5 protein-coding genes (1 of these 5 cut by a window edge) are annotated in these 17965 nt (G+C 35.2%); all 5 read right to left on the bottom strand.

Annotated features, from left to right (window positions below):
- Tightly spaced (each overlapping or abutting the next), the 5 genes in view from NSQ49_RS23235 to NSQ49_RS23215 form a layout consistent with a single transcriptional unit that may run on beyond the window.
- Positions 1-2789, bottom strand: partial view of a cyclic peptide export ABC transporter gene (locus tag NSQ49_RS23235; RefSeq protein ID WP_341071422.1) — the 5' portion only. It extends 373 nt beyond the left edge of the window; 2789 of the gene's 3162 nt are visible here — the first part of the coding sequence; its start codon is at positions 2787-2789; its stop codon lies beyond the left edge, outside the window.
- On the bottom strand, positions 2782-7263 hold the full coding sequence (locus NSQ49_RS23230; RefSeq protein ID WP_251284130.1) for an amino acid adenylation domain-containing protein: 4482 nt from the start codon (positions 7261-7263) through the stop codon (positions 2782-2784). The genes NSQ49_RS23235 and NSQ49_RS23230 overlap by 8 nt, the downstream gene beginning before the upstream one ends.
- On the bottom strand, positions 7260-11495 hold the full coding sequence (locus NSQ49_RS23225; RefSeq protein WP_341071419.1) for a beta-ketoacyl synthase N-terminal-like domain-containing protein: 4236 nt from the start codon (positions 11493-11495) through the stop codon (positions 7260-7262). The genes NSQ49_RS23230 and NSQ49_RS23225 overlap by 4 nt, the downstream gene beginning before the upstream one ends.
- Positions 11479-17247, bottom strand: a complete 5769-nt coding sequence (locus tag NSQ49_RS23220; protein WP_251284128.1) for a non-ribosomal peptide synthetase — start codon at positions 17245-17247, stop codon at positions 11479-11481. Before NSQ49_RS23220 ends, NSQ49_RS23225 begins: the two co-directional genes overlap by 17 nt.
- Positions 17231-17956, bottom strand: coding sequence for a thioesterase II family protein (locus NSQ49_RS23215; RefSeq protein ID WP_251284127.1), 726 nt, complete (start codon positions 17954-17956; stop codon positions 17231-17233). The genes NSQ49_RS23220 and NSQ49_RS23215 overlap by 17 nt, the downstream gene beginning before the upstream one ends.
- Positions 17957-17965 lie beyond the last annotated feature (9 nt).

Genomic DNA, 17965 nt, shown 5'->3' with positions numbered 1-17965 from the left:
TCAATCTTCTGTCTTTTCTTTGAGCAATCTACTCCATACACTTTTTTAAACAAGTAATAGTCACTAAATATAGCAGAATATAATTCTCCTAACTCGTCACTGCCGATTTCCTTATCGTTCACGAGAATCTTTCCTTGATCCGGGACATATAAGCCTGTTAATAACTTTGCAAACGTCGATTTCCCACTGCCATTTCCACCTGTAATAAATGTGATTTCATTAGACTCAAATTCACAATTAAACGGCCCTACATGGAAAGAATCACGATTTTTTTTATCATACTGGTACCCGACTTCACTTACTTTTATATTGATTCTATTAGTGTTATCTACACCGAAAGGAGTGTTTGGATATTCCCTCTCCATTGAAGATAAATTGGTTTGAAATTCGTTTATTCTTTTCCAGCTTATTTGCATTTGAATGGCATTAGGTATTGCATGAAGGATACTGTTTATTGGTCCAGTCATATAAAGGAACACGAATACATAACTTTGTAAAAACTCACTTTGAATATGCTTAAACATTAAAGGAAAAAGAAATGTAACAGCACCAATTACCAAGACAAAAAGAAGCTCGCCGATTATGAAAACATTAGCAAATTTCAGTCCGCCTTTTATCCTTTTCTCTTTATATTCCTCACAACTTTCCTTCATATCGTCCTCAAATTCGTTGCGCTTTTTCTCTCCAATACTTAACTCTTTGTACCCGCCAATTAAATCATTAATGTATCTGAAAAATATGTTCTGAATGTTTCGGGTCCTCTCCCACAAATTGTTTGCTGACCGTCCTGCTATATAGTACATACCTGCGGCAATTAAGATTACCCCAATAGAAATAAGAAGGCCGTAAATATTTATAACCCCCAAATACACGAGACAGCATATAAGGGTAATGGAGTCAGTCAACCCTGTAATAATAGTAGGAGCATGATTGCTTATAGCTTCTGTATCATTATTTAAGGTAGTTTGTATCTTTTCAGTATTCATTCTTTCCATATTTTCATATGGAGTGTTGAGTATTCGATTTAATAATGTAACCCTCTTTTGATAAATAAGATTATTTGTAAGAGTAATTAATTGTGTACGTACAAGCTTCTGTGCAGAAACATATACAAGGATTCCAATAAAGAAATACAAAAATAAATCTAAATTGGAGTTATTGGAACGATTTAGGGCCTCATTAATGATAAATATTATCATCGCGTTCCCAAATCCACTTGTTACACTTAAGATGAATAAAGGGAAAAGGTTTTTGTTATTATTCTCCATTGGAAACACATAGATAAGAGATAAGTACAGACAGAATAAAACAATTGCTGTTAACACAGTCCATGCAGCAATCAACATTGTTATAGGCGCCCAAACTTTAACAAATCCCCAATCTATGTTTGTTAGAAACACAGAAGGAACATTATATATTCCATAAGCTAAGACTGCTGCTACCAGTATATTAATCAATGGCACAGCATATCGTTTAGCCTTGCTCTTTTGAAGAACCCTTTGTCCACGGATCAATTGAATAATTGTTCGAGATATAAAGAAAAGAGTTATACATATAAAAGGAATCAAGAATATAATCAGGGTAAAAGAAAATGCGTCGATGCTCTTATACATATCTTTAGAATTAGCCATTACTTCCCTGTTTAATATAATATCAAGTACCCCTCGCCCTATATCCTCGGTAATAGCAGTATTTAAATTGGCCATAACTGCAACACCAATTTTATCTTCCGGGCGAAAAATAACAAAAGAAGAATAGTTTGGATTGCTCCCTGAATGGGAAACCTCGCCTGAACCTATCTGATAAACTTCCCATCCACCTGAATATGATGAACCATCAGAAGATGGGGGGACTGACCGATTAGGTATGTGAGAATCGCGAACAGCCTCGTTAAAAGCTGAACCAGCTTCATGCTCCCCCATCTGCAATCTCAGCCACTGTTCCATATCATTTGCATTTGAAATAAAGTACCCCGCAGGAGTATTCCCCCTAAAAATAGGTGCTTTATATTCCATGGGTTTTAAAAATGCAAGTTTGTATCCCTTTGCCATACTTGAAGATGTTTCATTACTAAAAAGAAAAGTATTGTTCAAATCTAATGGAGCAAGTACATTTTCATCCATATATTGTTCATATGAAAGGCCAGTAACCTTTTGAATTACCAAACCTAGAATGTCATAATTAATACTGGCATATTCAAATTCCTCACCTGGAAATGCATTTAGCTCCTGTTTCATTACTCCTTTAACTGTATCTTCTAGTGCAGTATCACTTCCTGATTCAGGTATATTTTTAATTGTGTGAAACGGTATACCGCTTGTATGATGGAGAAGTTCTTCAATGGTTATATCAGCATTCACTTTTTTGTCGCCATTGTGAAACGCCATTTTAAACCAGGGTATATATTCATTCACATTTGAGTTCAGCCCTATTTTTCCTTCTTCAACAAGCTTGTAAATTGCAAGAGCTGTAAATGCTTTACTATTGGATCCAATTTCAAATAACGTTTCCTCTGTAACCGGCTTTTCGTCCTCTAGATCTGCATACCCAAAACCTTTTTTATAAACAGACTCGTTACCATTCACCACTACTACAGATAATCCAGGTATCTTTCCTTTGTTCATTTGCTCTTTAACAAATGACTCCAGCTTTTCTCCATCATCAAAGTTATCCGCCAGAACTTCATTTGATGGATTTATTTGGAATAGTAAAAGAATTACATATAACAAGATAACCAGCTTATGTGCCTTCATTACTTTTAGGTCACACCTTCCTATACTATTAATCAAATATTTCTTCCAGTTCTTCACTTGAAAGGTCTACCGTATCAAAATCAGAAGGGGTGAATTCAGTTTGATCACTTAAGCAACAATGTTTTATTAACTCTCTTAATTTCTCCATATAATCTTTAACAAGCTGTATAACAGTTGCAGATTTAAACGTTTTTCGGCCGTAAGTAAAAGAAAACATTAATTTGTTATCAACAATATAACTATTGATTTCAATTAAACTATCTAATTCGTTCATCTCACTTATATCTCTTCCGGAATTCTCTTCTGCTAATTGAAACAAATTATTAGAAAAAGAAGAGTTAAAATCACCAAGGTAATTAAAACGAATTAGTCTTGGTTGTTCATGTATGAATTCTTGAGTAATATATCTCAAAACTCCATAATGCAGTCCTTTGTTTGGAACATTCCGCATCTGTTCTTTAACATTTTTGATGTTTGAAGATAAAACCTCACCCTTAATATTTAGCGTAATCGGGTATAAGCTAGTAAACCAGCCAATTACATTTGATACATCTATTTCTTCAGAAATGTTTTCACGTCCATGGCCTTCTAGCTCTATCGTTACTTCATTGCTTTTGTAATATTTGCTTAAAACCATGGCAAGTGCAGTGATCATTAATTCGTCAGCCTTAGTACGATAAGTTTTATTTGCATTTGTTAATAGTTGTGAAGTTTCCTCTTCTGTTAAATTCTCTATTAAAGATTCACATTCTTTTAGCTGGTCCTGACCTGGTTCATAGTCGGAGAAGGATTGTGTTCTGGATTTCTGAATTACCTTGTTCCAATATTGCTTTTCTTCACTTGATATTTTCTTGCTCAAATCCTGTAGTACCGCAGCCCAGTCTTTTATCGATTTATTCAGAGAAGGAAGGTTTAGATTGTTTTTCTTCTCTTCTAGCTGGGAATAGGTTTGATTTAACTCTTCAAGTAATATTCGCCATGAAACCCCATCAATGGCCAGGTGATGTGATGTAATCAACAGCCTTCTTCCGTTTGTACCCATTTCAAAGAAACTTGCCTTCAATAAGAAATCGCTGTTTATATTTATACTCGCTTTTAACAGTTCTCCGGTTCTCTCAATCTCTTTCAGCTGTTTTACTGTGGAGTGTCCCGATAAATCATGCCTTTTCACCTTTATTTGTTTATTCCGGTGGCTCTCATTAAAATAAAGACAATGATCTTTATTTGAAAAATTCAAACAAAAAGAGTCGTGTCTCTGCACTACATATTGCAATGCCTTTATTAGTAATTCAGAATCTACATCATCAGATAGTTTAAGCAATAATGATTGTGTATAATGATTTTTGTTATAAAAATCCTGTGAGAAAAACCAATCTGCAGCAGGTAAACCTTTTAATGTACCCTCACCTGGCTGATTAATATTGTTTGAGCCATTGTGATTTAATTCTAGATATAAAATCATGTCAGCCATTACGGGATTCGCCAAAATATCTTTTGTCTTAATAGTAAATCCTTTTTCATTCAGTCTGGATACCAGCTGTATAGCCTTGATGGAATCCCCCCCAAGATAATAAAAATTATCTTGTATATCCACATCTGGTGTATTTAATACGTCAGAAACCACACTTAACAACTCTTCAGTTTTATTTGCATTGGAAATAGAACTCTTATCGAACTCAGGTTCTGGCAGTGCACTCCGGTCTATCTTTGCGTTAGTAGTTAAAGGTAGTTCTTCAAGCTGTATAAAATAAGAAGGCACCATATAATCTGGTAAGAAATCTCTCAATAAATTCATTATTTCCTTTGAAGCTATTTTTGCATCTCCTGTATAGTAGGCACATAAGTATTCCGAACCATTAACATATTGTTTCTTCACAACTACGGCTTCCTTAATACCAGGATAACGTTCAATACTCCTTTCAATCTCTGCTAATTCAATGCGAAATCCGCGAACCTTTATTTGGTCATCCACTCTTCTTATGTACTCCATCTTATCCACTTCTATAAACTTGCCTAAGTCACCTGTTCTATACATCAGCCCTTCAGATGAAAATGGATTATTTATAAATCTCTCTGATGTTAACTCAGGGTTATTTAAATAACCTTTCGCCACGCCCGCTCCTGCAATAAATATTTCTCCTGCCTCTCCGACGGGTACTGGGCTATGTTTGGAATCTAACAAATAGATTTGTACATTTTGAATAGGCTTCCCAATCGGTACGGTCAGTCTGTCATCCTGAACAGTATTAAATTGGTGTATCATACACCCAACAACGGTTTCTGTTGGACCATATTCATTGTAAATTATAGTCTTCCCCTTTGTTTTTTCCTGTAATCTATTCGCCAGTTTGACCGGGAAACTATCCCCCCCTACTATAATTTTGCGAATTGCAGTCATGTCTAAATCTGCATCTAACAGTATGGACAAATGAGAAGGAGTGAGTTTTATTATTGTTGCCTTTTGCTCCTTTATAATCTTATATAAGACATACTCATTTTTGTCTTGAGGGTATATAACGATTTGACTTCCTGAAATTAAGGGGGTAAAAATGGATGTTACTGTCAGATCAAAAGCAAGGGATGAATATAAAGGAAAAACTTCTTCTTCGCCTGCGCCTATATATTCTTTTTGAGCCCAAGTAATATAATTGACTAAGCCCTGTTGTGTTATCATCGCTCCTTTAGGTTTACCAGTTGACCCAGATGTATAAATAATGTATGCCAGGTCTGAATACCTTACATTTTTATCAAAGGCTACTGGAGTATTTTCGTATATCGCGGAAGATCTCAAGTCTATTATTTCCACCTGATCTGTAATCTCCGAATATTCCAAACTGATGTTCGATAATAATATGGACATATTTGCGTCCTTCATCATGTAATTAATTCTGTCCAAAGGATACTGAGGATCGATTGGTAAATAAACCCCTCCAGCTTTCAAGATACCTAATATTCCGATAATTGTTTCGAATGAGTGGGTCATTGCAACCCCAACTACTGTATTTGTGGTAACCCCCTTCCTGACTAAATAATTTGCAATCTGATTCGATTTTTTATCTAAATTTCGATAGGAGAGAGCGCTGCCTCCTAAAGTTATGGCAATCTTATTAGGTGTTCTCTCCACTTGATCTTTAAAAAGCTCTTGTATCGTTTTTTGTTTTGGATATTCAACCTGCGTATCATTGTACTGTTCAATTAATTGAGATTTCATTCTTTTTGACAATAGCTGTATATCATCTAATTTTTGATCTTCTCCTCCATCTAACATTTGTTCAATGAGAAACATCATACATTCGAAGATCATTTCTATCTGTGTGTCTTCAAATTTATGAGTCTTATAATCAAAATCTAAATTAAATTCATGCTCCGACCATTCACGAATAATGACCTGAAGGTCGTATATTTGTGTTCCATTGTAAAATTCTTCATTTGAAACTTTCGCTCCATCTAGTTCGGTAGGTAAATTCGTGTTGTAATAATTAATACAGGCAGAAAATAAATCCCCAAAATCCTTCTTTTTTAACTCAAGATCTTGTACGAGTAAATTATAGGGATACTTTTGATGAAAGTAACAGTTTGTTAGCTCGTTATTAATACCCTTTACAACATCTGCTGCAGTCATTTCTCCGTTCAAGATATACCGAAAAGGCATTGTACTCGTAAACATCCCAAATATATTTTTTTCCTTTTTGCCAGCCCTATTAAGTACTGGCATTCCAATCGTTAGGTCCTTGTGATTCGTAACCTTATATAAATACATATAATATAATGCTACAAAGAAAGAATATATTGAGACATCATGTTCACTAGTAAACCTTTTTACCCTTCTAGTAACATGACTTGAAATTTTAAAGGATTTTCTTTCCCCAACCGAACATTCTAATACAGTTTTTTCTGTACTAAAAGGAACAGGAGTGAATTTCTTCATCCAGTACTCTTTATTCTTAAAAAAACGTTTAGAAGATAAATAGTTTTCTTCCCTATTTAGGAAATAAGTATAAGTCTCTTTATTAGAAACAGGTACTGCTCCACCCTTAATAACCTCTTTATAAACGTTAAAGACTTCGGAAGCTAATATATTAATAGACCAGCCGTCAGAGATTATATGATGCACCTTAACCAAATAACCACTTTCGCCGGAATCAGTTAGTTTAAAAAATTTAAATCGGTACAAATCCTCTTCATAGAGATTAAAAGGAGTCTTTGCTTCTTCTCGAATCCATGCTTGCAGCTCCTCTTCATTGTTAAATTCATAAAGAGCTATATTCAGCCATCGATATTCACAAATATATTGCTTTACATCATTATTAGTTTCTGTAAAACGATGTCGGATACCAGAATTATTCTTTATAAACTCATTAATAGAATATTCTAATGAGGGAAAATCTACATTCCCAGCAATTCTAACAACCCCGCCAATATTATGCATGGGCTGACTTGGATTAACTTTTTCTATAAGCCATATTCTTTTCTGAGGATGAGAAAGTGGAAAGTACTCTAGTTTCTTCACGGAGTCACCCCTTCTTTGTTTTGGAAATAGTTAACTTCCTGGCCATATTGAATCATTTTCTTAATTAATTGATCATCAATTTTTCTCCATTCAAATCCAATGTTCTTTAATTGTTGATTCGTTTTATCAGATTTAATATGAAATACAGTTTCTTCTTCATGATTTACACGGGATAAATCCTCCCCAACGCTGTGTAGTTGTAAATTATAAATGTTAGCCGCATGCTGCTCATACCGTTCGTCATCATAGATATAATAAATAAACTCCTGAAGTGTCATTTTGCTGATTTCTATATTAAGACCTGGCATTGTTAATAAATCAGAAAAACTAACATGTTCAGGATTAGAAATGTGGTAGGTTTCATTTCTTAGTTCTTTCTTATTAAATAAGCATGTAATTGCTCTGCTCACATCATCAACACAGCTGAAATCAGTATCACGTTCCATTTCAGGAACAAACCCCAGCGCAATATAGGACCTTAACATTGTATAAATAGCATTCTGTTCAATATTCTCTTGGAACCTTCCACTTTCGGAATCAAACACGATATTCCCCACTCTAAAGATGTTTACGCATACTCCTTTTCTTCTAACTTCTGTCAAGACCTTTTCTGCTTCCAGTTTTGTATTTGGGTATGGATTAGATATAGATTGTCCTAAATCATGATCATATTCTGTAAACAATATATCCTTATAGCCATCAATATTCCCGGAGGCTACCGCTAAAGTAGAGATATGATTAAAATCCTTTTTTACATTCCGAAGAGAGAATTCGACTAAATTTTTAGTAGACTTAACATTCATGTTAAAGGAATCTTCATACTTACCGTAATGGCTAACGTTACCTGCAGAATGTATTATACATTCGACACTTTTACTGAGCTTTTCATATTCATGTGGATCCAGTCCTAAATTTTTCTTTACTAAATCACCAGCGTAAACAAACAACCTATGGCTGAAATCATTGTAGAACGCTTCCCCAAAATATGAAATAACTTTCATTTGTAACCGTTTATTAGCTCCTTCCACATTATTGCCTCTTACAATAAGGTGAACAGCAGCTCCTGTATGAATAAGAAGATCACGTAATAAATAGATACCAAGATATCCAGTACTGCCTGTCAATAAGATATTTTTATAGACTAGGTTTTCTACTGCATGTTCTTGCTGAATTGAAATCAGCTTCTTCTCATACTCTTTCTTTTTTTCAATATACTCTTCTTTATTTCCCTTAAGCATTTGATGTCGCTTTCCTCTATATGTCAAAAATTCAGCCAATTCCTTTTTGCTAAATTGTTTATCTTTTAAATGGTTAATGCTTTTTGCAAGCTCATATGCAGTAGGAAATTCAAATAAATGATTGATAGTTATATCAAACTCTTTCTGCAGCCGTGTTACAACATTTACAGCGGTTAAGGAATCCCCGCCTTTTTCAAAGAAATTATCGAAGTAGTCAATATTCACTAACCCAGTTACATCCTTAAACGTTTGTAACACAATTTCTTCTTTACTGAATTTTGATCTAGTCACAGAGGATATGTTAATTTCACTGATGCTTTTAGAAACGACATCTGAATCAACATTTTTCTCCTTGCCTAAAACACTATAGTGAGTCCTATCAAAAGGATAGGTAGGTAAAGGGATTCTTGTTCGCTTCTCAGAACCGAAGAGTCTCATCCAATCTATCTTAATACCATTCACGAATAATTTACCTAAATTTTGCAATAAAAAGGAGTCATCTGCCATTTTCATCTTTGAGTGACGTACAGTATTAATTATGAGAGGATGCAGCTCTTCAACTATATTTTGCATAAGCAAAGTGCTTAGTGTTCTTCCTGGGCCGACTTCAAGGTAAACATTTTCCTTTTCTTTCAATAAGACGCGAATGCCATCAGAAAAGAGGACTGTATGCCGCAAATGGTCAACCCAATATCTTGCGCTAGTCGCCTGTTGAACTGTAATCCAGTCACCAGTAACATTAGAAAGATAAGGTATTGCCGGACTATTTAATTCAACCCTCTCCACAAAATCAGCAAATTCGCTTAAGATAGGCTCCATCATAGGAGAATGAAAAGCATGTGAGGCTGGCAAATCTTTATATTCGCAGCCCATTTCACGTAATAGATTTTTAAAAATGCTCATTGTATCGAAATTCCCTGAAACTACACAAGATACTCTGCTATTAACTGCCGCAATAGCTAATCCTGGTGTCAATAAGGGCTTGATCTGATCCACGGAAGCTAAAACACTTACCATACTGCCCTGTGATAAACTTTGCATTAATGTTGCACGCTTGTGCACTAGCTTTAACGCGTCTTTTAAAGAAAGAACACCAGATAAGCAGGAAGCAACATATTCACCCAGACTGTGGCCAATCATTTTCTGGGGTTGTATTCCCCAATGCATTAACAATTTAGCTGTTGCATACTCAAAGCTAAACATAATTGGCTGAGTGTTTAATGTTTGATTTAATTCTTCACTGTCTATGGCTTTTTGGGCTGAAGGGTATAAGAATTTTTTAAAGTCAGTACCACTAATCTCTTGGAGAAGATGAAAACACCTATCTATTTCATTACGAAACACACTATATTGCTTATATAAATCCAACCCCATATTTATATATTGTGACCCCTGACCGGGAAACATAAAGACAGTTTGTGAGCCGTTCCCCTTAGAACTGCCATTCATAACTCTTAGCGGGTCAAGAGTTTCAAGTACTTCACTGGCATCTTTCGCATCTGATGCAACAACTGCTCTTTTATACTTTAATTTTTTTCTGCCATTTAAAAGTGTATAAGAAACATCAGCCAGATTGACGTCTTGGTTATTCTTTAAATATATTGCAAGACGTTTTGTCTGACTTTCGAGTGATTCTTTTGTTTGTGCAGACAGACAAAGGAGTTGATCCGTTTTAATCTCGAGTTCAGACTCTTTTTTCGGTGCCTCTTCAAGTACAATATGAGCATTAGTCCCCCCCATTCCAAATGAGCTTACTCCCGCCCTTAATGGAGAAGGGCTATTCCATTCTATTAATTCCGAATTAACATAGAATGGACTAGACTCAAAATTAATGTTTTTATTTGCTTTCTTGTAATTAATACTTGGTGGAATCATTTTATGCTTTATAGCTTGTACAGTCTTTAATACACCCGCTATACCCGCAGCATTATCCAGATGCCCTATATTAGCTTTAACTGATCCAAGCCCGCAAAAATCTTTTTCTTTAGAATTGAATGCAAGTTTTAGTGCTTCAACCTCTATCGGATCACCTAACTTAGTTCCTGTTCCATGAGCCTCTACATATGATATCGTTTCAGGTTCAACATCTGCCATTCTATGTGCAGCTTTAATAACATTTGCCTGTCCTTCTACACTAGGGGCTGTAAAACTGACCTTATCAGCCCCATCATTATTTATTGCAGACCCTTTAATCACTGCATGTATAGAGTCTCCATCATTAATAGCATCCTCCAGCCGCTTCAAGACAATGAATCCAGCCCCATTTCCGTTAACTGTACCATTTGCATCCTCATCAAACGGTCTGCATTGTCCATCTGGAGACAGAATCATTCCATCCTGATACATGTGCCCCCTTTTCTCGGGTAACGTTAGAGAGACACCACCTGCCAAAGATATATCACAATCTCCACTTAATAAAGCCTGGCAAGCCAAGTGAATTGCTACCAAAGAAGAAGAACATGCAGTTTGAACAGTATAGCTGGGTCCTTTCAAATTTAATTTGTGTGCAATCCTCGTACTAAAGAATTGAGATCCATTTAATAACTCTGCTTCCTTTAAATAATCTTTAGCATTATTAAAAACTGTACCCATCCAGTACAAATTCGTAGAAGCGCCTATATAAGTACCTATCAGGAACTGATGGTCGGCCGTTAAATACCCACTATGTTCCAATGCCTCCCATGCGCACTCGTGCAGTACTTTTAATTGCGGATCCATAACTTCTGCTTCGCGTGGTGAATATTCAAAAACATTTAAATCAAAGCTTTCAGTCCCTTCAATGGCTCCACCAGCCTTAACGTATCTAGGGTCCTTTATAGTCTCTTCACTTATCCCTGAGTGAAGTAATTCCTCATCGGTAAATTTAGAAACAGAAGCTTTCCCAGCCTTTAAATTTTCCCAGAAAACATCAACATTTTCAGCTTCCGGAAACCTGCACGACATACCTATAATGGCAATTTCCAGGCCAGTTTGATCATTATTGGTTTGTATCATCTTCCCCCCCCTTTCTTTGCCTTCTTTCCAATAATCTATTTCGGGCATTCATTCTGCCCTGCTCTCTATTCTTTATTTCATTCTGTGCATTAACATCAAATACATCATCTTTGTTTAACTCATTAGCAAGTGTGTGAATAGTGGTAAATCGGAATAATGTCACTACACTAATTTCTTTATTTAACTTTTTGTTTAGCTTTTCCGCAACCTGCACTATGGTTAAAGAATTTCCCCCTATTTCAAAAAAATGATCATTTACGCCAACTTCGGACAAGTTCAATACTTCTTTCCATATATCCGCAATCTCTTTTTCTAAGTTTGTTGCAGGTGCTTCATATGGTGTACCGGAAAAAAGGTACTCATTGTCCTCTAATTGCATTAAAAAGTTAATATCTACCTTATCGCTGCTTGTTAAAGGAATCCTTTCTAGCCTCACAAAGTGGGAAGGAATCATGTATTCCGGCAAATTTCTCATGAGATGCTGCCTTAGTTCCGTACTGGTCAATTTACGGTGAGATGTTAAATAAGCACATAGATATTCTTTATCTTCTCCACTTCTCTTAACCACCGCTACAGCATCGGTAATGTCCTCGTGCTGAAGAAGTTCGTCCTTAATTTCTTCTGAGTTCAGTCGCACTCCATTTAAATTCACCTGGTGATCTGCTCTTCCTATATAATCAACTTCTCCATTCGGCAGCCATCTTGCTAAATCTCCTGTTCTATACATCCTTGTATAGCCTTCAGAGCCAAATGGATTACATACGAATCTTTCTTGAGTTAAAGCTTCATTATTAAGATACCCTCTCCCTACCCCTTCACCCGCTATACATAACTCGCCAGTGACTCCAATTGGGACAGGCTTTAAATTTTGATCTAAGAGGTAAACCTTATAATTATTTAGCGGCCTTCCAATCGGTATAGAACTATAATAGCTGCCTTCACAAATATGGTAAGTTGTATTAATCGTTGTTTCTGTTGGCCCATAAAAGTTTACGACCATTTCAACATCAGATGTCTTCACCAAAGCATTATAAAGACTCTTCGATAATACCTCCCCACCTAAAAAGATAAATCGAAACTTATGCATTTTATCCATTTTGCTCATTAACATTTTTAAATGTGTTGGTGCAATATCCAATACCTTAATATTATTGCTGACTATATATTCCCAGATCTTATCAGGATCAAAGGTATGTTCCACTTTAGGAATATATAATGTACCACCTGTTGTTAATGGAAGGAAAATTTGTTGGACTGAAGCATCAAATGTAAATTTAGCTAGTAATATATGATGTAATCCGCTTTCTACATTAAAAGTATCTCTTAATCCAACTAACTGATTTACTACATTTTTGTGTTCGATCATCACGCCTTTTGGTTTGCCAGTTGTACCAGACGTATATATAACATAGGCTAAATCTTCAGGCTGGTTTATGTTTTCAATATAGCGGGAGAGTTCTTCTTTATAGGTAGTATGATTTAACAGCACAGTTCTAACTCTATCATCAAATTTATGTTCATTTTCCTGGTCTGTTAACACTATACTGCACTGACTATCTTTAATAAGATAATTGATTCTCTGTTGAGGGAATTTTGGGTCTATAGGCAGGTATGCACCTCCAGCTTTTAAAATACCAAGCATCCCGACTGCCATATTTACAGAAGGTTCAGCCATTATCCCGACTACAGTATTCCGTTTAACTCCAGTTTTCCTCAAAAAACGTGATAACTGATTTGACCTCTTGTCTAATTCCTCATAACTAACAATGGAATTGTTATCCACAAGACTAGCCTCTGTATTACAAATGATAGCCTGAGAGATAAATAAATCTTGTATAGTTGTTCCTTCTTTAGCAAATGTTTTTGTATGATTAAAATCTGCTAATAATTGCTCTGTTTCCTCACGAGATAATATCTCAACATCCTTTATTGAGCTCTCAGTGTTATCAGAAATAAAAGATAGTATTTGCAAGTAATGCTGTGCCATTCTCTTTAGTGTTTCTTTTTTAAAAAGTTGTTTAGCATATTTAAATTTCAGTTCTACCTTATTTTTTTGAACAAAGGTGTCTATTGAGATGTCAAACTGCGTCATATTACTTTCAAATGGATATTTGTAATAGGTTAATTCCTCATTTTCGCTTATAATATTTTCATTTTCTTCTATATTTTGAAGAGAGAACATTATATCAAAAAGAGGATTTCTTTCTGAATTACGTTCAACATCTATTTGGTCCACTAATTCCTCAAATGGATAATCTTCATGGTCAAGGCTTTCAACTACACAATTATTTACTTCTTCTAAAAATTCTCTGACGCTTTTTTCAGGATTAGGAAAATTCCTCATTACTATAGTGTTTACAAACATGCCAACAGCATTGTCCAAACCGGTATGAAATCTGCCGGAAGAAGGAGTGCCAATGGAAATATCATCTTGTCCTGTGTATTTATTTAGTAATATATTTAATGCAGTTAACATTAAAGTGTAAAGCGTACTGCCGTTTTCAGCTGCCGTTCCTCTTAATTTAGCTGCCAAATGCGGTTCCAGAGTTAGGGTCATTTGATCAGAATATATATTCTGTTCTGTATTTCTGGGGTAATCAGTATTTAATTCAAGACGAGCACCTCCGTCTATGAACTTGTTCAACCAATATTCTTCAGTGCTTTTAAAATTTTCAGAATTAAAAAAGTTTTCCTGCCATACTGCATAATCTTTATAGTGGATATTATTTTCTTCCAGTTTTTTATTGTTATATAAATTTATAAAATCATCCATGATTATATCCATGGATATGCCGTCAAAAATAATATGATGGAAGTCTGTCAATAACAAATGTTTGTTGTTTTCTATTTTTACTAACTTCACTCTGAATAACGGGGGTGTGTATAAATTAAATGGATTCATGAAACTTTTTAATTCTTCTTCTATATCACTATCTAGATTTTCAATAAATTCGACTTTTACTTGCATTTCTGGGTGAACCTTCTGAACTAAATCATTATTGACAAAAGAGAAGGAAGTTCGAAGTGATTCATGCCTTCGGACTAGTTCTTGAAATACGTTATCAATACGCACGTAATCAAGTGGACCGTCCAGCATAGTCGCTGCAGGCAAGTTATAAGCTACAGATTCTTTATTTATTTGCCACATAATGAATTGTCTTTTCTGCTGGGAAGTTGCAGGATAATACTCCCTTGATTCCACAGGCTGGATAGCAGCACTAACATTCTTTTGCTGTTTATTTACTAATGTTGCAAGTTCCTTGATCGTCGGGTGTTTAAATAAGTCGCTTATCTGTAACCCTGCATTAAATGAATGATTTACCTTTAAAATAATGGCAGCTGCTTTTAAAGAATGTCCTCCAATTTCAAAAAAGTCATCGTTTATTCCTATAGGATTGATATTCAATGTTTCTTCCCATAATTTAACGATGTACTTTTCTGCTTCTGTCTCAGGTGCAACATAATTAAAGTCTGAAGTGGGGAGATATTCCAATTTTGTCAGTGCTTTTCGATCAATCTTTTTATTTTGATTTAAAGGAAACTTTTCTAATTGAATAAAGTTATTTGGGATCATGAATTCAGGAAGCAGATCCAGTAAAAACTTTCTCAATTCAGAAGCTGGGATTTTAAAATCCGATGAAAAAAATGCAGATAATGTTTTAGATCCAACTTCATCGGCAAGTGCAATCACCACTGCTTCATCAACATTTTGATGTTTTAACAATGCATTTTCAATTTCTCCTATCTCAACCCGATAACCTCTGACTTTTGTGAGATTATCTTTTCTGCCTATAAACTCAATATTGCCATCTGGCATCCATCGAGCTAAATCGCCAGTTCTATAAACTTTATTACTGTTACTGAATGGTACATTAATAAACTTCTCGTCAGAAAGGCCTGGGTCATTGATGTATCCTTTTGATACTCCCGCTCCACCTATACATAATTCCCCTACAACCCCAATAGGTACCATGTTCATATTGTGATCAACTATATACAATTCTGTGTTATCTAAGGGCTTACCTATAGGAATACTTTCCCCTTTAGTAAAATCATGATCATTTATACGATAGAAGGATGCTAAATCCGTACATTCAGTAGGTCCATACGTATTTATCACTTCACAATTCAAGGCTGTAGAATCCATCAACGGTTTTATTTTTTTATTATTTATTGGCTCCCCACCGAGAAATATATACTTAAGTGCAGTCAATCTGTGGAAATCCGAACCCTCGTTATATGAAACAAGAGGATAAAAACCACTCGGTGTACTATTAAATACGGTAATTTTCCTGGAGTATATATAATCGGACATTTTGTTATAGTCATACACACCTGATTCATAAATATGTAATTTACCTCCGATAATTAAAGGGGCAAATATATTTTTATGGGCTGTGTCGAAACTTATTGGAGCTACTAATAAAACATGATCTGTACAATCCAGTTTAAATTCATTCGTGTACCAATTCACCAAATTTACAAATGAATTCCTTTTAACCATCACACCCTTAGGCTCACCGGTACTTCCTGATGTATATAAGACATACATTAAACTCTCAGGTGATACCTCTAAATTAGGGTTTTCATGTGATTCATCACATTCCATAAAATGATCCATGTTAACAGTAGTCTGATCCGATATAATGTCTAACGAAATTTTATTATCTTTCAGTATGTAATGTATATTAGTATTCTGCAGTAAATACTTAATGCGTTCTTTAGGGTAGCTCGGGTCTAAGGGCATGTAAGCAGCACCGGCTTTTAATATTCCTAATGCAGCTACTGGTAATTCTAAAGAACGATCAATCATCAGTGCCACTACATCACCTTCTGTAACACCGTTCTTTATTAAATGCTTAGCCAGCTTATTGGCCTTACTATTCATTTCCTGATAAGTTAGCTCTTGGCTTTGATAAACGACAGCTGTGTCATCTGGTGTTCTTAAAACTTGTTTTTCAAATAATTCAACAACAGAAGACCCTTTAGGGTAAGGCTTAGATGAGTTATTAAAGTCATGCTCAATTAAGCGGCGTTCTTCATTAGATACAATTTCTATGTTTTGAAGCTTCTGATTTGGATCTTGAATCACTCTAGTAAAAAAACGATTCATCTGTTCCATTAAACGCTGTACAAACTCATCTGTATGCTTGTTATAGGTAACGTTGCAATGTATCCCGCTTTCATCCCAACAAAATTGGAATACGGCATCTGCGTACTCCTTATAACTGGAAACAGGTGCATTGATGTTTGATAGCTGGACAATTGTGCGGGGTCTGAAGATAGATCCTTCTTCTGTGCCGCTGCCATGTAATTTTTCTAAGGTATATTTGGATATTTGCTGGTTTTTATTGGATAATACCACATCTTCTTTAACTGAAAGGAGGAACTCTTTAAAACTCATGTTTTCTTTTATGCAGCTTTTAATTATAAGCGGATTGTCTTGATATGCGGCGCCTGCAGGAGATTTTATTACCGGCGTTCCAATTGAGATATCACTTGAACGTGTATATACAGAAAGGAGGTATTTTACACCAGTTATTAAAATAAGATATAACCCATACTCAGATTGATTACTCATAGCACACAATCCAGATGAGGTTTCATCTGGTAATTTATACGTAAGATACCCTTTTGAACGAATATTTCTACTTGAGTCAAATTGAGCAAAACTGCTTATTTCCAAACCCTTCGAAAATTTTGCAGCCCAATAATTCTCTTCTTCCGTTTTAAAACTATTCGTAGTAACCATAATATACCCCTCTTCTTAACAATGTTTTGTTCATCTTATTTACTATTTCCTTATAATGTTCGCTAATGAAGAAATGGTCACCTGGATATTTTAATACCTCCGTGTCATGATGAGTATAGTCAGACCACTTACTCATTTCTTGATCAGACATATTTTCATCACAACCATACATTACAGTGATTCCACTATTTAATTTCTTTATTTCGGAATTACAAACATACTCCTCTATCAACTTAAAATCAGCTCGAAGAATAGGAATAAAAATCTCCATTAACTGTTCATTATTAATAACCTCTAAAGGTGTGCCGTTAAATTTGTATAATTCTTCTTTGAACTCTTGATCAGGCAACTGATGAATTTTTTTTGTCCGGATTTTATTTGGCGGTTTAATACCTGACATGAACAAATGAACAGGTGGCTTATATCCTTTCTCCAATAGGCAGACACATACCTCATAGGCAATTAACCCACCCATACTATGACCAAAGAAAGCATAATCCCTTTCTTTTATCACAGGAATTATCTGTTCACATATATCCTTCACAGCTTCATTAAAATTGGAATAACACTTTTCATTGAACCTTTTTCCTCGCCCTGCATAGTGTATCGGCTGTAAATCAATGTTGGGTGAAAGGTGTTTTTTCCAGTTATAAAAGACCGCCTCAGATCCCCCTGCATACGGGAAACAAAATAAAACTACTTTACTCAAATTTATAAC

Source organism: Cytobacillus sp. FSL R5-0377, from assembly GCF_038004385.1.
Lineage (GTDB): Bacteria > Bacillota > Bacilli > Bacillales > Cytobacillaceae > Cytobacillus.
This window is presented reverse-complemented; position numbering and strand designations above follow the sequence as displayed.